The sequence below is a fragment of the Streptomyces sp. NPDC006458 genome (genome assembly GCF_040612135.1).
Classification (GTDB): Bacteria; Actinomycetota; Actinomycetes; order Streptomycetales; family Streptomycetaceae; genus Streptomyces.
The window spans coordinates 169,695-187,438 of sequence record NZ_JBEXPR010000015.1; the positions used below are offsets into that span (position 1 = coordinate 169,695).

Annotated in this window: 16 protein-coding genes; 6 read left to right on the forward strand and 10 right to left on the reverse strand. The window is 72.0% G+C overall.

What is annotated here, in order from left to right:
- Positions 1–86 precede the first annotated feature (86 nt).
- From ABZZ79_RS21620 to ABZZ79_RS21635, 4 genes are all read left to right on the forward strand, one after another.
- Complete coding sequence (locus ABZZ79_RS21620) at positions 87–836, forward strand: ABC transporter ATP-binding protein (protein ID WP_356691069.1); 750 nt, start codon at positions 87–89, stop codon at positions 834–836.
- The gene (locus ABZZ79_RS21625; protein WP_356691071.1) at positions 833–1,312 is read left to right on the forward strand and encodes a MarR family transcriptional regulator; all 480 of its coding nucleotides are present in this window, start codon (positions 833–835) and stop codon (positions 1,310–1,312) included. The genes ABZZ79_RS21620 and ABZZ79_RS21625 overlap by 4 nt, the downstream gene beginning before the upstream one ends.
- 178 nt (positions 1,313–1,490) lie before the next feature.
- The gene (locus tag ABZZ79_RS21630; RefSeq protein WP_356691176.1) at positions 1,491–1,895 is read left to right on the forward strand and encodes an organic hydroperoxide resistance protein; all 405 of its coding nucleotides are present in this window, start codon (positions 1,491–1,493) and stop codon (positions 1,893–1,895) included.
- Between the two features lie 110 nt (positions 1,896–2,005).
- Positions 2,006–3,175, forward strand: a complete 1,170-nt coding sequence (locus ABZZ79_RS21635; RefSeq protein WP_356691073.1) for a serine hydrolase domain-containing protein — start codon at positions 2,006–2,008, stop codon at positions 3,173–3,175.
- 22 nt (positions 3,176–3,197) lie between these two features.
- On the opposite strand, the gene ABZZ79_RS21640 is transcribed toward ABZZ79_RS21635, so the two are convergent.
- The 5 genes from ABZZ79_RS21640 to ABZZ79_RS21660 all read right to left on the reverse strand — a co-directional run bounded on the left by ABZZ79_RS21640 (position 3,198) and on the right by ABZZ79_RS21660 (position 8,000).
- Positions 3,198–3,473 (reverse strand): DUF1876 domain-containing protein, encoded by a 276-nt coding sequence (locus ABZZ79_RS21640; RefSeq protein ID WP_356691075.1) that lies wholly within the window; start codon positions 3,471–3,473, stop codon positions 3,198–3,200.
- 85 nt (positions 3,474–3,558) lie between these two features.
- Positions 3,559–4,404, reverse strand: coding sequence for a DMT family transporter (locus ABZZ79_RS21645; protein WP_356691077.1), 846 nt, complete (start codon positions 4,402–4,404; stop codon positions 3,559–3,561).
- On the reverse strand, positions 4,401–4,916 hold the full coding sequence (locus ABZZ79_RS21650; RefSeq protein ID WP_356691079.1) for a YbaK/EbsC family protein: 516 nt from the start codon (positions 4,914–4,916) through the stop codon (positions 4,401–4,403). Before ABZZ79_RS21650 ends, ABZZ79_RS21645 begins: the two co-directional genes overlap by 4 nt.
- Before the next feature lie 138 nt (positions 4,917–5,054).
- Complete coding sequence (locus tag ABZZ79_RS21655; protein WP_356691081.1) at positions 5,055–7,268, reverse strand: MMPL family transporter; 2,214 nt, start codon at positions 7,266–7,268, stop codon at positions 5,055–5,057.
- Between the two features lie 126 nt (positions 7,269–7,394).
- Positions 7,395–8,000, reverse strand: coding sequence for a TetR/AcrR family transcriptional regulator (locus ABZZ79_RS21660; RefSeq protein WP_356691083.1), 606 nt, complete (start codon positions 7,998–8,000; stop codon positions 7,395–7,397).
- Between the two features lie 173 nt (positions 8,001–8,173).
- Here ABZZ79_RS21660 and ABZZ79_RS21665 point away from each other — a divergent pair, with 173 nt between their 5' ends.
- Positions 8,174–11,416 carry a S41 family peptidase gene (locus tag ABZZ79_RS21665; protein ID WP_356691085.1) on the forward strand — a complete coding sequence of 1,081 codons (3,243 nt, stop codon included), beginning with the start codon at positions 8,174–8,176 and terminating at the stop codon, positions 11,414–11,416.
- A 229-nt stretch (positions 11,417–11,645) separates the two neighbouring features.
- On the opposite strand, the gene ABZZ79_RS21670 is transcribed toward ABZZ79_RS21665, so the two are convergent.
- From ABZZ79_RS21670 to ABZZ79_RS21685, 4 genes are all read right to left on the reverse strand, one after another.
- Positions 11,646–11,810: a hypothetical protein gene (locus tag ABZZ79_RS21670; RefSeq protein ID WP_356691087.1), complete on the reverse strand. Its 165-nt coding sequence runs from the start codon at positions 11,808–11,810 to the stop codon at positions 11,646–11,648.
- 94 nt (positions 11,811–11,904) lie between these two features.
- Entirely contained in the window at positions 11,905–12,786 is an 882-nt protein-coding gene (locus tag ABZZ79_RS21675; protein ID WP_356691089.1) for an SDR family oxidoreductase, read from the reverse strand.
- Positions 12,783–13,700, reverse strand: coding sequence for an alpha/beta hydrolase (locus tag ABZZ79_RS21680; RefSeq protein ID WP_356691091.1), 918 nt, complete (start codon positions 13,698–13,700; stop codon positions 12,783–12,785). Before ABZZ79_RS21680 ends, ABZZ79_RS21675 begins: the two co-directional genes overlap by 4 nt.
- Positions 13,697–15,220 (reverse strand): NAD(P)/FAD-dependent oxidoreductase, encoded by a 1,524-nt coding sequence (locus tag ABZZ79_RS21685; RefSeq protein ID WP_356691093.1) that lies wholly within the window; start codon positions 15,218–15,220, stop codon positions 13,697–13,699. Before ABZZ79_RS21685 ends, ABZZ79_RS21680 begins: the two co-directional genes overlap by 4 nt.
- A gap of 194 nt (positions 15,221–15,414) precedes the next feature.
- Here ABZZ79_RS21685 and ABZZ79_RS21690 point away from each other — a divergent pair, with 194 nt between their 5' ends.
- The gene (locus ABZZ79_RS21690; RefSeq protein WP_356691178.1) at positions 15,415–16,035 is read left to right on the forward strand and encodes a MerR family transcriptional regulator; all 621 of its coding nucleotides are present in this window, start codon (positions 15,415–15,417) and stop codon (positions 16,033–16,035) included.
- On the opposite strand, the gene ABZZ79_RS21695 is transcribed toward ABZZ79_RS21690, so the two are convergent.
- On the reverse strand, positions 16,032–17,708 hold the full coding sequence (locus ABZZ79_RS21695; RefSeq protein WP_356691095.1) for a hypothetical protein: 1,677 nt from the start codon (positions 17,706–17,708) through the stop codon (positions 16,032–16,034). The genes ABZZ79_RS21690 and ABZZ79_RS21695 overlap by 4 nt on opposite strands.
- Positions 17,709–17,744: the final 36 nt, after the last annotated feature.

Consider the following 17,744-nt stretch of genomic DNA (forward strand, 5'->3'; position numbering starts at 1 on the left):
TCAGAAGGAATGCGCATGACTGGTTCACGCAACGCACCGCTCGTGATCGACGCGAGCCGATCGCGCGACGGGATTCGGAGGGTCCGGTGACATTCTCGCTGGAGGTCTCCGGCCTCGCCTTCGCCTACCCCGACGGCCACCAGGCCCTGTTCGGCGTGGACTTCTCGATCGGACGCGGCGAGCGGGTCGCCCTGCTCGGCCCGAACGGCGCGGGCAAGACCACCCTCGTGCTGCACCTCAACGGCATCCTGGCCGGCGGCGCGGGCCGGGTCACGGTCGCCGGACTGCCGGTCGGCAGGCAGCACATGGCCGAGATCCGCCGCAAGGTCGGCATCGTCTTCCAGGACCCCGACGACCAGCTGTTCATGCCGACGGTCCGCGAGGACGTGGCCTTCGGGCCCGCCGCGGCCGGACTGAGGGGCGCCGAGCTGGAGGCGCGCGTCGACCGGGCGCTGGAGCAGGTCGGCATGGCGGACTTCAAGGACCGCCCGCCGCACCACCTCTCCTTCGGCCAGCGCCGCCGGGTGGCGGTCGCCACCGTGCTCGCCATGGAGCCGGAGATCCTCGTCCTCGACGAGCCGTCCTCCAACCTGGACCCCGCCTCCCGTCGCGAACTCGCCGACATCCTGCGCTCCCTGGACGTCACCGTCCTGATGGTCACCCACGATCTGCCGTACGCCCTGGAGCTGTGCCCGAGGGCGCTGATCCTCAGCGAGGGTGTGATCGCCGCCGACGGCCCGACCGGCACGCTGCTGGCCGACGACGACCTGATGCGCGCCCATCGGCTGGAGCTGCCCTTCGGCTTCGACCCCCGGTCCGTGACAATGGGCGCGTGACGCGTCAGGACGAGAAGCACCCCGAGACCCCCGCCGGGTCGCTGCTGCTGGACGAGCAGCTGTGTTTCGCGCTGTACGCCGCCCAGCGCGCGGTGACGGCCGCGTACCGGCCCCTCCTGGACGAACTGGGCCTCACCTACCCGCAGTACCTGGTGCTGCTCGTGCTGTGGGAGCGCGGCGAGAGCACGGTCAAGGAGCTCGCGGCCGCCCTGCGCCTCGACTACGGCACGGTCTCGCCGCTGCTGAAGCGCCTGGAGGCGGCCGGTCTGGTGCGCCGGGAGCGGTCGGCTCGGGACGAGCGGTCGGTGCGTGTCGCGTGCACGGGCCGCGCCGAGGAGCTCAGGGAGCGCGCGGCCGGCGTCCCCGGCGCCCTGTTGCGGGCGACGGGACTCGAAGGCCCGGCGATCGCACGGCTGCGCGAGGAGCTGCGCGGGCTCGCGGAGCGGGCGGACGAGGCGGCGACCCGCACACGCTGACCGGGGCGCCTGTGGTTACCCGCGGTTTCCCACCCCTGCCCGTACCCGGCTCCCCTACCGGTCGGTACCTTGTGCACGATGTAGTTGTGCACTTCCGTGTTGCCCGCAGTCCGCACACCCAGGGGGAGGTCCCGTCGTGGTCGAAGGTGCCGTCGTCGACACCCGTCCGAAGAAGATCATGTACGTCGCCGAGGCGACCGCGCACGGCGGCCGCGACGGGTACGTCACGAGCCAGGACGGCCACATCGGGCTGAAGGTCGCGGTGCCGCCGGAGCTGGGCGGGGACGGCGACGGCACCAACCCGGAGCAGCTGTTCGCGGCCGGCTACAGCTCCTGCTTCCACAACGCGCTCGTCCTGGTGGGCCGCAGGGCGGGCCTGGACCTGACCGGCTCCACGGTCGCCGCGAAGGTCGGCATCGGCCCCAACGCGCACCAGGGCTACGGCCTCGCGGTCGCGCTCAGCGTGTCGCTGCCGGTGCTGGACCCGCAGGTCGCGGCGAAGCTGGTGGACGCGGCGCACGAGGTCTGCCCGTACTCCAATGCCACCCGGGGCAACATCGACGTCACCATCGTGCTCGGCTGACGCCGTACCCTTCCGTAGCCGGATCGGGAACCGCCGGCCGATGAGGAGTCGCAGGCGGCCCGAGCTTGTTGGAACCGCTGTCGAAGGCGGGGCGGAAAGGACATACGGACGTGGACGTGCACGGCACTGTGGCCGAGGGCTTCGAGCCGGTCAGGGAGGCGTTCGTACGCAACTTCGAGGTGCTCGGCGACCGCGGCGCCGCCGTCTCCGTGTACCGCGACGGCCACCGCGTGGTCGACCTGTGGGGCGGGACCAGGGACATCGACGGCACCGCCCCCTGGGAGCACGGCACCGCGCAGATCGTGCGGTCGGCGACCAAGGGTGTCGCCGCCGCCGCTCTCCTGCTGCTGCACCAGCGCGGCGAGCTGGACCTGGACGCGCCGGTCGGCCGGTGGTGGCCGGAGTACAAGACGGCCGGCAAGGAGCGCACCCTCGTCCGGCATCTGCTCGCGCACCGCGCGGGCGTGCCCGTCCTGGACCGGCCGCTGACGCCCGCGGAGGCCGCCGACCCCGACCTCGGGGCACAGGCCGTCGCCGCGCAGGAACCCGCCTGGGAGCCCGGCACCGGACACGGCTACCACGCGCAGACCTTCAGCTGGCTGACCGGCGAGCTGGTGCGCCGGGTCACCGGACGGCCGATCGGCGCGTGGATCGCCGAGGAGATCGCGGGGCCGGCCGGCGCGGACTTCTGGCTGGGGCTGCCGGACGCCGAGACCGCCCGGGTGGGCCGGGTGGGTCCGGCCGAGATACCCGAGGCCGCGGGCGCGCTGCGGACCCGCCCCAAGCGCGCGGTCGCCGACGCCTACGCCGACCCGGACTCGCTCACCCGCCGCGCCTTCGCCGCGATCACCCCGCTCCCCGACGAGAACGACGCGGCCTACCACGCGGCCGCCCTGCCCGCCTCCAACGGCATCGCCACCGCCGACGGCCTGGCCCGGATCTACGCCTCGCTCATCGGCGAAGTGGACGGCGGACGGCGTCTGTTCACGCCGCAGAGCGCCGAACTGGCCCGTGGCGAGCAGTCCTTCGGCGAGGACCGCGTGCTCGTCGTCGGCACCCGCTTCGGGCTCGGCTACATGCTGCACGGCAGCGCGTCCCCGCTGCTGAACCCCACCTCCTTCGGCCACCCCGGCCGCGGCGGCGCCCTCGGCTTCGCCGACCCGGAGACCGGTGTCGCTTTCGGCTATGTCACCAACGGCTTCCGCAAGAGCGTGACGGCGGACCCGCGGGCACAGGCACTGGTGAGGGCCGTACGGACGGCCCTCACCAGCGGGGACTGACGCGCCGACAGGGCGGGGCGCCTCACATGTGGATGGGGTGCGACGTACGCCCGGACGCCTGGTCGATCTCTCCGTGCGCCTTGGACAGCAGCTGCCGGGCGATCTGGTCGAGCGCCCGCGCACCGGCGATCTCCTCCCCGACCCGCGGCTGATTGGAGTCGGTCTGGTGCCTGCTGGCGTGCCCGTGGCCCCGTACCTCGGTCCCGTCGGGCAGGCGTACCATCGCGGCCGCTTTGGTGTGCTGCTCGTCCTCCATGAACTCCAGCTCGACATGCCATCCCACAGTGGTGTGCATCATGACGATCACCTCCGGAACACCTGCTTCCAGGGTGCCCCCGGCACGGCATGACCGCACCCAATCGGGACGAGTCCGGTCAGATCCCTCACCCTGTGTGCAGCATCAGCCCGATCCCGATGACCAGCAGCCCGGCCGCCCAGATCCGGGGCGCGCCGAACCGCTCCTTGAAGACGACGGCCCCGATCGCCGCGCCGACCAGGATCGAGGACTCGCGCAGCGCGGCGATGGGCGCCATCTCGGCCTTGGTCTGCGCCCACAGCACCAGCCCGTACGCCGCGACCGACAGCCCGGCCCCGAGCAGGCCGACCCCGGCGAAGGGCCGCAGCCGGGCGAGCGTCTGCCCGCGCCAGACGTGGAACGCGTAGGCGGGCAGGACGAACCCCTCGGCGATCATCAGCCAGGCGACGTACCCGAGGGAGGTCCCCGAGGACCGTACGCCCAGCCCGTCCACCACGGTGTACGCGGCGATGCACAGCCCGGTCGCGAGCGCGGCCCCGATCGCCGCCCAGTTGGGTTGCCGCCCGCGCAGCCCCCACAGAGCGACACCGGTCAGCCCGGCGCAGGACAGCGCGATACCGGCCGCCGCCCAGCCGTCGGGCACCTCGTGGGCGAACAGGGCGGCCAGCCCGGTGACCACCAGCGGCGCGCTGCCGCGGGCGATCGGGTAGGCCTGCCCGAAGTCGCCGAGCCGGAAGGACCGCATCAGCAGGGCGTAGTAGGCGATGTGGATGACGGCGGAGGCGACGAGGTAGGGCCAGGCGGCGGCCGCCGGGAACGCCACGAACGGCGCCAGAGCGAACCCGATCAGCATCCCGCCGCCGGAGATCAGGGTGAACCCGACGAGCTTGTCGGTGATCTTGTGGGCGATCGCGTTCCAGCAGGCGTGCGTGACCGCGGCGAGCAGCACCGCCGCGGTGACGGCCGGCGTCACGCGGTGCGCTCGCGCACGTCCACCAGGGTCGCCCCGGCCCGCTCCACCAGTGCCTCGGGCGCCATCGGGAAGACCGCGTGCGGGTTCCCGGCCGCCGCCCACACCTCGTCGTGCGTGAGCAGCGCCCGGTCGGCGAGCACCCTGGTCGGCGTCCGGTGCCCGAACGGCGGCACCCCGCCGATGGCGTACCCGGTGGTCTCCCGTACGACGCCCGCGTCGGCCCGGGTCACCTTCTCGGCGCCGAGCTCGCGCCGGACCCGCTCGACGTCGACGCGCGAGGCACCGTCCATCAGCACCAGCACCGGTACACCGTCCGCCGCGAAGATCAGCGACTTGCAGATCTGGCTGAGCTCGCAGCCGATCGCCGCGGCGGCCTCGGCCGCGGTCCGGGTCGCGTCCGGGAATCTGCGGACCCGGCCGAGCAGGCCGTCGAGGCCCGAGTCGGACAGGGCCTCGGCGAAACGGGGGTGGGCTCCGCAGCCCTCGGCGTCGGTGGCGGGTGTCGTTGTCATGCAGGGCACGCTAGCCGTGCGTGTAGCGGGCACGCGACCGGATTCCGCGCCGGCGCGGTCCGGCCCCGGACACAGAAGGGCCGGTGAGGGATCCCCGTCCCCACGGGTCCCCTCACCGGCCGGTCCTGCGGCGGCGTGTCAGGCGCGCACGAGCCGCTTCTCCTCGTCGAGGCCCTCGCGGTCGCCCGCGGTGCGCAGGCCCTCGCCCTCGACGTCCACGTTGGGCAGGATCCGGTCCAGCCACTTCGGCAGCCACCAGGCCCGCCGGCCCAGCAGGGCCAGGACGGCCGGGACGATCGCCATACGGACGATGAAGGCGTCGAAGAACACCGCGATCGCGAGGCCGAAGCCGATCATCTTGACCATGGACTCGCTGGAGCCGATGAAGCCCGCGAACACCGCCATCATGATCACCGCGGCCGCGGTGACCACCCGGGCGCCGTGCTTGAAGCCGGTCACCACGGCCTGGCCCGGGTTCTCCCCGTGCACGTACGCCTCACGCATCCGGGTCACGAGGAAGACCTCGTAGTCCATGGCGAGACCGAAGACCACGCCGACCATGAAGATCGGCATCATCGACATGACGGGTCCGGTCTCCTGCACGCCCATGAGCCCGGACAGCCAGCCCCACTGGAAGACCGCGACCACGGCGCCGAGCGCGGCCATGACGGAGAGCAGGAAGCCGAGGGCCGCCTTGAGCGGGACCAGGATCGAGCGGAAGACCACGATCAGCAGGAGGAAGGCCAGGCCGACCACCAGGATCAGATACGGGATCAGCGCGTCGTTCAGCTTCTGCGAGACGTCGATGTTCATCGCCGTCGCGCCGGTGACCAGCACGTCCGACCTGGTGTCGGCCGCGATGTCCGCGCCGGTGTCGCGGATGGAGTGGACCAGGTCCTCCGTGGTCGCGGAGGACGGCTTGGCGTCGGGGACGACCGTGATGGTGGCGGTGTCGCCGGCCTTGTTGGGCGCGGCCGGGGTGACCGTCACGACGTTGTCCAGGGCCTTGATGCGGTCGCCGGTCTCGGCGAACGCGGCCTGCGGGTCGGCGCTGTCCTTGGCGTCGACGACCACCATGAGCGGACCGTTGAAGCCGGCCCCGAAGCCCTCGGAGAGCAGGTCGTAGGCGCGGCGCTGGGTGGTGGAGGTGGGCTGGGAGCCGTCGTCGGGGAGGCCAAGTTCCAGGGAGGCGGCCGGGAGGGCCGCGGCGCCCAGGCCGATGATGCCCACCAGCAGCACCGCCAACGGGCGGCGCACCACGAAGCTGGCCCAGCGGGTGCCCATGTTCGGGCGGCCGGCGTTCTTCCTGGCACGGCCGCCGCCCAGCAGCTTGGACTTCTCGCCCGTCGGGCGCACCTTGCGGCCGGCGTAGCCGAGCAGCGCCGGGATGAGGGTGAGCGCGATCAGGACGGCGATGGCGACGGTGCCGGCGGCGGCGAAGCCCATCTTGGTCAGCATCGGGATGTTGACGACCGCGAGGCCGACCAGGGCGATGACGACGGTGAGTCCGGCGAAGACCACCGCGGAGCCCGCGGTGCCGGCGGCGCGTCCGGCCGCCTCCTCGCGGTCGCGGCCCTCGGCGAGTTCGGCCCGGTAGCGGGAGACGATGAACAGCGCGTAGTCGATACCGACGGCCAGGCCGATCATCGTGGCCAGCGTGGAGGTGGTGGAGCCCAGGTCGAGGGCGCCGGCGAGGGCGGTGATGGTGGAGACACCGATGCCCACACCGATGATCGCGGTGAGCAGCGGCAGTCCGGCGGCGAGCAGCGAGCCGAAGGTGATGACCAGGACGACCGCGGCGACCGCGATGCCGATGACCTCGGTGGAGCCGGTCTCGGGAGTGGCCTGGAGGGCGTCACCGCCGATCTCGACGGTCAGCCCGGACTCCCGCGCCTGCTCGGCGGCGTCCTGGAGCGCCTCGCGGCTGGAGTCCTGCAACTCCATGCCGGAGACGTCGTACTTGACCGAGGCGTAGGCGATCGAGCCGGAGCTGCTGACCGCGTTCGCCTGGTACGGGTCGGCGACGGAGACGACCTCGCTGCCGGTGGACAGCTCCTCGACGGTCTTCTCGACGGCCGCCTTGTTCTCGGCGTCCGTCATCTTCTCCCCGGCCGGTGCCTTGAACACGACGCGGGCGGTGGCCCCGTCGGCGCTCATCCCGGGGAAGCGCTCCTCCAGCAGGTCGAAGGCCTTCTGCGCCTCGGTGCCTGGGACGGAGAACGAGGTGGTGCCCGCTGCGGGCGCGCTGGCCGCGCCGACCCCGGCGAGGGTCAGCAGCGCCACCCAGATCAGGGCGACGAAGTGCCGTCGCCGGAAGGCGAGGCGGCCGAGTTTGTACAGGAAGGTGGCCACGGGCGTACTCCCGGTCAGGTCGTGGGGTGGTTCTGGGCAGGGGTGACCGGCCCGGCGGGGAGGCAGGGGCGATCGGCCCGACGACATGAGCGGCGACGTCAGGTATCAGGAAAAGGGGATGACGGCTCAGGCGGTGCGCACGCCGAGGGCGGGGAGGACCACGGCGTCCACGTACGAGGTGAGGAAGGCCCGGGTGGGCGGCTGCTCGTCCAGCAGGGCGCGGGTGACGAACCCGCCGATCATCATGTGGAGCATGAAGTCGAGCGCCGGGCAGTCGGGGCGGACCTCGCCCCGGGCGACGGCGCGTTGCAGCACCCGCTGGACCTCGGCCATCTCCGGTTCGATCAGCAGCTCCTGGAACGCCTGGCGCAGATCCGGGTTCTGGTGGATCGCCATGGCGATGCCCCGCATCAGCGCGGAGTTCTGCTCCCTGGTGCAGTCGTCCTCCATGCCCACCAGAGCATGCAGGTCGCCGCGGAGCGAGCCGGTGTCGATGTCGTCGATCTTGCCGGGCTTGTTGTGCCGCAGGGCCTTGACGACCAGTTCGGCCTTGCCGCCCCACTGGCGGTAGAGCGTGGCCTTGCTGGACCTCGTGCGGGCGGCGACGGCGTCCATCGTCAGAGCGTCGTAGCCGACCTCGCGGAGCAGGCCGAGCACGGCCTCGTACAGCTCGGCCGCGCGCTCGGGCGTGATCCGGCTGCGACGCTGCGCGGTGACCGCTGCCTCAGCCATGTCCCTCACCCTCCCGCTCCGTCCGACTCCTACGTCCACGAATCTAGCGCAGCACCTTGCGAAACGAAACCGTTTCGTACGTGACCTGCACCACGTACGAAACGGTTTCGTACTCATTGGGCGGCGGAAAGTCACAAGTTGCTCCACCCCGTCCAGCGGAAAAGCATGGGGAGGTGAGCTATCTGCGCCTGCCCCACATCAGCGGTGACCTGCTCTGCTTCGTGGCCGAGGACGACCTCTGGCTCGCCCCGCTGGACGAACCCGGCCGGGCCTGGCGGCTCACGGTCGACCGCACCAAGCTCGGCCAGCCGCGCTTCTCCGCCGACGGCCGCCACCTCGCGTACACGAGCTGGCGCAGCCTCGCACCCGAACTGCATCTGGTGCCGGTGGACGGCGGGCCGGCCCGACAGCTCACCCACTGGGGCAGCCTCGACACCCGGGTGTGCGGCTGGACCCCGGACGGCACGATCCTGGCGGTCGCCTCGCACGGCGAGCCCTTCTCCTACTTCACCTGGGCCTACAAGGTCTCCCCCGACGGCGACCCCGGCCGCAAGCTGCCCTGGGGCCCGGTCTCCGACATCCAGGTCGCCGACCTCGACGGGGAGCGCCGGAGCCTGCTGCTGACGGGCACCGCCCCGCACGAGATGGCCTCCTGGAAGCGCTACCGCGGCGGCGCCACGGGCCGGCTGTGGCTGCACGGCGAGCGACTGCTGGCCGACCTCGAAGGGCAGCTGGCCTGCCCGATGTTCGTCGGCGGCCGGATCGCCTTCCTCTCCGACCACGAGGGCGTCGGCAACCTCTACTCCTGCGCCCACGACGGCTCCGGCCTGCGCCGCCACACCGACCACGACGCCTTCTACGCCCGCAACGCCGCGACCGACGGCACCCGGGTGGTCTACCAGTGCGCGGGCGCGCTGTGGATGGTGGACGACCTGGCCGCCGGCTCCGAGCCGCGCCGGCTGGACGTACGGCTGAGCGGGCCGCGCGCGGGCCGCCGCCCCTACCAGGTGCCGGCCGCGCAGCACGTCGACGGCATCTCGGTCGACGAGACCGGACGGGCCGGCGCGATCGTGGTGCGCGGCAGCCTGTACTGGCTCACCCACCGCGACGGCCCGGCCCGGACCATCACCGACACCCCGGGCGTGCGGGTACGGCTGCCCGAGATGCTGGGCTCCAGCGGGCAGGTCGCCTATGTGACCGACGCCGAGGGCGAGGACGCCGTCGAGGTGGCCTATCTGCCCCGGGCCACCGGCGACCGCGCGCCGCGCCGGCCGGCCTCGGGTGAGCTGGGACGGGTGCTGGAGATGGTGTCCGACCCCGAAGGCGAGCGCCTGGCCATCGCATCGCACGACGGACGGCTGCTGCTCATCGACGCGACGGAGGACTCCAACGGCGAGGTGACCGAGCTGATCCGCTCGATCAACGGACCCGTCCGCGACCTCGCGTTCTCCCCCGACGGGGCCTGGCTGACCTGGTCGCACCCGGGCATCGGGCGGTCGCTGCGCCAGATCAAGATGGCCCGGATCAAGGACCGTATGGTCGTCGACGTCACCAACGGGCGCTTCGAGGACGAGAACCCGGTCTTCACCCGCGACGGCCGCTACCTCGCCTTCCTGTCCTGGCGAGGCTTCGACCCGGTCTACGACGTGCACACCGGCGACCTGTCCTTCCCGCTCGGCTGCCGCCCCTACCTCGTGCCGCTGTCCTCGGCGACGCCCTCCCCCTTCGCGCTGAACCCGGAGGGCCGGCCGGCCGCGGGCGGCCTGGACCCGGTGGAGGACGAGGGCGGCGGCGACGGCACGGTCACCGTCGAACTGGAGGGCCTGGAGAGCCGGGTGACGCCCTTCCCCGTCACCGCGTCCAAGTACTCGGCCCTCGAACCGGTCGCGGGCGGCGGACTGGTCTGGCTGCGCTGGCCGATCTCGGGCGCGCTGGGCGAGACCTTCGCCAACCCGGACGACACCAGCGGCCGCCCCACCCTGGAGCACTTCAGCATCACCAAGGCCAAGCGGACCGAACTCGTCGACCACCTGGACTGGTTCGCGGTCAGCGGCGACGGCAGCCGCCTGGTCGTCGTCGACGAGGGCGATCTGAGGGCCGTACCCGCCGCCGAGTCCGGCGACAGCGACTCCATCGTCTGGATCGATCTGCGCCGCATCCTGCACACCGTCGACCCGGCCGCCGAGTGGCGCCAGTCCTACGCCGAGGCCGGGCGCCTGATCCGCGCCTACTTCTGGGACCCGGGCATGTGCGGCATCGACTGGGACGCGGTGCTGGAGCAGTACCGCCCGCTGGTCGAGGAGGTCGCCTCGCCCGACGAGTTCGCGGACCTGCTGCGCGAGGTGCTCGGCGAGCTGGGCACCTCCCACGCCTATGTCAGCGCCGCCCGCCGCAACGAGGGCCCCCCGCACTACCAGCGGCTGCAAGGTCTGCTCGGCGCCAACCTGGTGTGCCGGGACGGCAGTTGGATGGTCAAGCGGATCCTGCCCGGCGACTCCTCCGACTCCAAGGCCCGCTCCCCGCTGGCCGGCACCGGCATCCGCGAGGGCGCCGTCCTCACCCATGTCGACGGCCGCCCGGTCGACCCCGTCACCGGGCCCTACCCACTGCTCGCGGGAGCCGGGGGTACGACGGTCGAGCTGACCTTCACCCCCGCCGAGGGCGAGGCGGGCCGCTCCCGCCGCGTCGCCGTGGTGCCCCTCACCGACGAACGGCCCCTGCGCTACCAGGACTGGGTGGCCAAACGCCGGGCGGTGGTGCGGGAGCTGAGCGGCGGGAAGTGCGGTTATCTGCACATCCCCGACATGGGCGGTTCCGGCTGGGCCCAGTTCAACCGCGACCTGCGCATGGAGGTCTCCCGGCCCGCCCTCATCGTCGACGTGCGCGGCAACGCGGGCGGCCACATCAGCGAACTCGTCGTCGAGAAGCTCACCCGCACGATCCTCGGCTGGGACCTCACCCGTGACGCCCAGCCGGTGTCGTACGCCTCGAACGCCCCGCGCGGCCCGGTCGTCGCGCTGGCCGACGAGGCGACCTCCTCCGACGGCGACATGATCACGGCCGCGTTCAAACTCCTCAAGCTGGGTCCGGTGGTCGGCCAGCGCACCTGGGGCGGCGTGGTCGGCATGACCGGCCGCCACCGCCTCGGCGACGGCTCCGTGATCACCGTCCCGATGAACGCCGCCTGGTTCGACGCCTACGGCTGGTCCATCGAGAACCGCGGCGTCGACCCCGACCTCGAAGCCCTGCGCACCCCCCTCGACTGGGCCGAGGGCCGCTACGCCCAACTCGACGACGCCGTACGCCTCGCCCTGGACCTCCTCGCGACGACGCCCCCGGCAACACCCCCCGACTACCGGGACGTACCGAACAGATCAAGGCCGGAACTGCCGCCCCGCTCCCCTTCCCCGTTTTAGGGGCGCGGGACTGTGCCGACATGCGGCTCCGCCGCGCGGGCGCGAACACCCCCCGGGTGTGGTCATGGGTGCGGACGGTGAAGCCGGCTCCGCCGCGCGGGCGCGAACACCCCCACCGCCCGTCAGCCGAAAACGCACGCAGGCAAAGCACGTAGGAAAAGCACGCGGACAAAGGGGTGCGGGGTGCCCCCGGAGAGAGGGCACCCCGCACCACACCTAGGCCGCGCAGCTACATGTCGTAGTCCTGGTCGAAGCGCTCGTCGGCCTCCCGACGCTCCCGCTCGGGATCGTCGTCCTCGGGACGCCGCCCCCGCTCCCGAGCCTGCTCGGCCTTCCGCTTCGCCTGCTCCTGCCACTGCTGCGACTGGTCCTGGGACTTGTTCTTCATGCCCATGTGAGTTCACTCCTGACGTGGGTGAGGGATTCGGGCCTCGACCAGACTCACACGCATGGTGACCGAATGCATGTCGATCAGTGACACACCGTGATCAGTGCCGGGCGGCCCGGTCCTGCTCGTCCGCCGCCCCACCCGCCCCGACCAGCCCGACCCGCATCCCGTCCAGCCGGTCCGCGAACCGCGCCATCTCCCGCTGCCCGACCGTCGCGATGACCCCCGGCAGATACCCGCGCACCCCCTGCATCCCGCGCAGCCACCACTGCCCGTACACATGGCCGGCCCGCCGCTCGATCCCGGCGACGATCCGGTCGACGGCCGGACCCAGCGGATACGTCTTGTTGGACGGCCACGGCAGCCGCTGCCTGAGCTCCCGTATGACATCGTCCTGGTCGGCCCCGCGCACCATGTCCGTGTCGGTCCACGAGAGGTAACCGACGCCCACCTTCACGCCCTTGTGGCCGACCTCGGCGCGCAGACTGTGCGCGTACGCCTCCACACCGGACTTGGACGCGGTGTACGCCGTCATCATCGGCGCCGGGGTCATGGCCGCCAGGGACGCGATCTGCAGCAGATAGCCCCGGCTCTCCATCAGCACCGGCAGGAACGCGCGGGCGGTGACGGCCGACCCGATGAGGTTGACCTCGATCACCCGCCGCCACGCCACGGGGTCGGAGTCGACGAACGGACCGCCGCTCGCCACACCGGCGTTGGCGACGACGATGTCGGTCTTCCCGAACCGCTCCTTCACCTCGCGCGCCACCTGGGCCATCGCCTCGTGGTCGGTGACGTCGGCGTACCAGTGGCCGCTCTCGCCGTGCAGCCGCTCGGAGACCTGCTTGAGCGCGTCCGGCTCCAGGCCGACCAGCGCCACGGTCGCGCCCCGCGCGGACAGCTTGCGGGCGAGCAGCTCCCCGACGCCGCGCGCCGCCCCGGTGACGACCGCGACCTGCCCCTCCAGACTCACCTTGCTCATGCGCCCTCCTTGACCTGCGTGTACGTGCTGACCAGCGACCGGATGCGGCTGGTGACCGTCTCCGGCGCCTCGACCGGTGTCATGTGTCCGAGTCCGGGCAGTTCGGTGAGCCCGACGCAGAGGGGCAGCGTGGCGACCAGGGCGCGGGCGTGCACCGGCGGGGTGAGCCGGTCGGCGGTGCCGGCGATCACCGCCGTGGGCACCCGCAACTGCTGTACGCCGTGGTCGAGATCGAGCATCGACAGCACCTTGCCCCAGGAGTGCCGGGCCCTGCGCGGGCAGGCGTGCACGATCCGCGCGCACGCCTCGACCATGTGCGGCGCCGAACCCGCGCCCATGGTGGCGTACTTCAGGACGCGCCGGGCGAGCGGGGTGACCGGCCCGAGCGGCGCGCTCGATGCGAGGATCCGCCCGGTCAGCCAGGTCCGCAACCGGCCGGCCCTGAGTGGCACGACCGTGGACTCGGCCACCAGTCGCGAACTGCCCGTGCTGCACAGCAGGACCGCCGCCGCGTGCGCCCGGAAGGCGGGCCGCCCGCAGGCGGCCATGACGGTCATGCCCCCCATCGAGTGACCGGCGACCACAGCCTTCTCGCCGGGCGCGAGCGTGGCCAGCAGCACCGCTTCGAGGTCGTCGGCGAGCGTGTCCGTGCTGCACGCGGGGCTCGCCGGACTGCGCCCGTGGCCGCGCTGGTCATAGGCGATCACGCGGTGGTCGGCGGACAGGTCGCGGATCTGCGCGGCCCAGAAGGCGGTCGAGCAGGTCCAGCCGTGCGCGAGGACGACGACGGGCGCCTTCTCGGGCCCGTGCACCTCCACGTGCAGCCGGGCGCCGTCCGCGGAGACGGCGGTGAGCGTGCGGGCGGGCACGGGCGGGGCGTAGGGGCCGGAGGCCACGTGCATCAGGCGGCTCACGCGCTCACGTCCTCGGCGTCGACGATCTTCAGGTCGGGCTTCTGCGCCGTAGGCGGGCGCAGCACGGCGTACTCCGCGAGGTCCACCCGGCGGGTGGCGCGCCGGAACTCGGTCGTCGTCCCGGGCCAGATGGTGGTGTTGCGGCCACTGGAGTCCAGGTACCAGCTGGTGCAGCCACCGGTGTTCCACACGGTGCGCCGCATGCGGTCCTGCACGCGGCGGTTCCAGGTGCCGACGGCGCTGGGGCGGGCGTCGAGGGCGGCGCGGCCGCCGAGAACGCCGAGCTGGCGCAGATAGTCGGCCATGTAGTTCAGCTGGGACTCGATCATCAGGATCATCGAGGAGTTCCCGAGGCCGGTGTTGGGGCCGATGATCGTCATCCAGTTCGGGAAGCCGGCGGCGGTCGCGCCGCGCAGGGCCGCCATGCCGCCCTTCCAGTGCTCCGCGAGGGTCCTGCCGTCCGCGCCGACGACCCGCTCGGCGATCGGCAGGTCCGTGACATGGAAGCCGGTGCCGAAGATGATCGCGTCGACCTCGGCCTCGGTGCCGTCGGCGGCCACGAGCGTGGAGCCGCGGATCTCGCCGAGTCCGCCGGCCACGACGTCCACGTTGGGCCGCGCGAGGGCCGGGTAGTACGTGTTGGACAGCAGGATGCGTTTGCAGCCGATGCGGTAGTCGGGGGTGAGCCTGGCGCGCAGGGCCGGGTCCTTGACGGCGCGTGCGATGTTCCGCCGGGCCAGCCGCTCGACCAGGCCCAGTCCGTCGGGGTGCTTGGTGAAGGCCTGCACCTGGAGCTCGCGGATGCCCCACAGCAGGCCGCGGCGCAGCTGGGTGGTGAAGGGCAGCCCCCGGTGCAGCGAGCGCTCGACGCCGCTGATCGCCCGGTCCATCCGGGGCATGACCCAGGGCGCGGTCCGCTGGAAGAGGGTGAGGCTCGCGACCTGCGGCTGGACGGCCGGCACGATCTGGATGGCCGAGGCGCCGGTGCCGACCATGGCGACGCGCTTGCCGCGCAGGTCGTAGTCGTGGTCCCAGCGGGCGGAGTGGAACACCTTGCCGGGGAACGAGTCCAGCCCCGGGATCTCGGGGATCTTCGGGTCGGACAGCGGCCCGGTGGCGGAGACCACGACGTCGGCGGTGAGCGTCCCGCCGCTCGTCTCGATCCGCCACCGCAGCTTCTCGGTGTCCCAGGTCATCACCCTGACCTCGGAGTCGAAGCGGATGTGCGGGCGCAGCCGGAAGGTGTCGGTGACGTGCTCCAGGTAGGCGCGGATGTGCTCCTGGCCGGAGAAGGTGCGCGGCCAGTCCGGGTTGGGCGCGAAGGAGAAGGAGTACAGGTGGGAGGGCACGTCGCAGGCGCACCCGGGGTAGCTGTTGTCCCGCCAGGTCCCGCCGACGCCGGCGGCCCGCTCCAGGACGACGAAGTCGGTGATCCCCTCGCGTCGCAGTCGTACGGCCGCGCCGAGCCCGCCGAACCCGGACCCGATCACCGCCACCCGAACATGTTCGTGCTCGGCCATCCCGAAGCCTCCACGCATCGCCGGACCATGCCAGTGAACACTGGCGCAATGGGGAGAGTAGAGCAGCGGCGTACCGACCGGTAGGGGGCGGGTCCAATAGGCTTTCCGCCGTGGGAGACGACGTGCCCGGCAGGGCGGACGACGCAGCGCGCGAGCCCCGGCCCGCGGGCGGGGGACGGCCCGGCGAGTACCGCATGGAGGAACTGGCCCGACTGGCCGGCATCACGGTGCGCACCCTGCGCTTCTACCGCGAGCGCAAGCTGATCCCGCCACCGCGCCGCGAGGGCCGCATCGCCTGGTACGACGACCATCACCTGGCCCGGCTGCGCACGATCGCGGCGCTGCTGGAGCGCGGCCACACCCTCAGCGGCATCGCCGACCTCACGGAGACCTTCGACCACGGCCGGGACGTCGGCGACCTGCTGGGGCTGGGCGCCCCCACCGAGGAGGAGCCGGTCCGCCTCACGCCCGAGGAGCTCGCCGACCACTTCACGGGCGAGGTGACCGCCGAGAACCTCGCCGCGGCCATGGAGCTCGGCTACGTCGGCACCGACGGGGAGAACCTCGTCCACATCAGCCGCCGCCTGCTCGACGTGTCCGCCGCCCTGGTCCGCGAGGGCATCCCGCTCGCCGAGGTGCTCGGCGCCGCGACCCGTGTCCGCGAGCACGCCGACGCCCTCGCCGAGCTCTTCGCCGACCTGGTCCTGCGCCACGGCCCGGAGGAGGACCTCCAGCGCCTGCGCCCGCTGGCCCGCAGCGTGGTGGAGGCGGAGGTGTCCCTCGCCATGGACCGCAAGCTGCGCAAGCGCGACTAACGCGGCTTCTTGAGCGTGACCTTCCCGGCCTTCTTGGTGAACAGGGCGCCGCCCACGCTCATCGACACGAGCAGGGTGTACTTCCCGGCCGGAAGGTCCGACACGTCGATTCCGGCGGCTTCCGTGGCGTAGTAGCCGAAGTCGTAGGTGCCGAGGTCTCCCGGCAGCTTGTGCGGCCGTACGGCGTCGGGCTTCCTCCTCGCGGCCAGCGGGAAGGAGTGGCGGCCGGACCTGCCTTCGAGGACGAGGTAGTAGAACGCGTGCGTGTCCCGGTCGGCGTTGCGGCCGGGCAGGAAGAAGACGCCCTCGGCGTGGATCCGCCGCTCGCGTTCCTCCGCCTTCACCGCGCTGAAGCACACTCCGGGCGAATCGAACCCGACAATGCTCCTCTTGACCAGCTTGAGGCCGCCCTTTCCACCGCGGAAAAGGAGTTCGGAGTCACCGCAGACCTGCCGCCGGTCCACCGCGGTCGCGGAGATCAGCCGGGTCCGCCGCGCGATCCCCTCGGACTCACTCTCGACACAGACGGAGACGTCGTACGTTCCCTGCGGGAGTTCCGCGAAGGTCAGCTCGCCGTGTGAGGCGAAACCGCCCCTCCCGTACTCGCAGAAGTACTCGTCGAAATAGTCCCGGTAGAGCCGGATCTCACTGGTCGTCTCCAGCGGATAGCTCCAGGTCTGTCCGTCCTTCTCCAGCACGAGGCGCTTGCTCTCGTCCGCCGGGCCGTCGGGCGAGACCCCCGGCAGGAAGGCATGGCCCTTCAGCTCCAGCTTCCCGTCGGTGAAGACGGCCCTGCCGAGCTTGGCCAGCGCGGTGTCGCCCGCCCGCAGCCGCGCGAGGTGCGCGGCGGCCGCCTCCGGTTCCTCGGCGTAGGCCCCGACGGTGACCTCTCCCCAGCGGGGCGCCACGCCCTCGGTGACGGCGTACACGATGCTCAGGATCGACGGCAGCGCCTGCCGGACCACCTCGTCGTGCCGCCGCACGGTCGGGGACTCCACGAAAAGGAAGTTGAAGTTCTCGTACTCCCGCAGCGCGGGCAGATAATGCACGACTTCCTGCTCGTACTGGTAATCCGCCGGGGAGGACACGAGGTAGATGTTCCGCTTGAGGTCCGTGTCCTTCTCGATCACGTCCTTCATCACGGCATCCAGGACGGCCACGTTCTCGTCCGGCTGCCCCTCGCCGAGCACGGCGTCCCCGAGCTGGCCGTGCCCCTTCGAGTAACTGCCGAGGAAATACTGCGGCGTTGAGGCCACGATGTTCTTGTAGTCGTACTTCAGGCCGTAGAAGAGCGCGGCACTTCCGCCCTTCGAGGCACCGAGCAGGGTCACCTCGTCGCGGGTGACACGCAGGCGCCGCATATGGTCCTGGATGAGGGCCTGTATGGAATCCGAGACGCTGAAGTCCATGTCCCGGGCCACGTAATAGGAGGCCGCGCCGTCGAAATGGTCGCGAATCCTGAGGACATTGCACTTGACGCTGTCGAGCGCGCCCCCGAAGCCGTACTTGCTGCCCACCGAGGAGAACACCACCAGCAGATGCCGGTGGTCCCCCTGCGCGGGCCGGAACTGGAATTCGACCGGCCACTTCCCGTGCGTCTCCACGCTTTCCGTGTAGGAGCGGTTCGTCAGCGCCGCGTAGTTCGGCGACAGCGGAGGCAGGGAATTCTTCATGGCGGCGTTCGACTCTCTGGCCGGGTGCTCGGACGG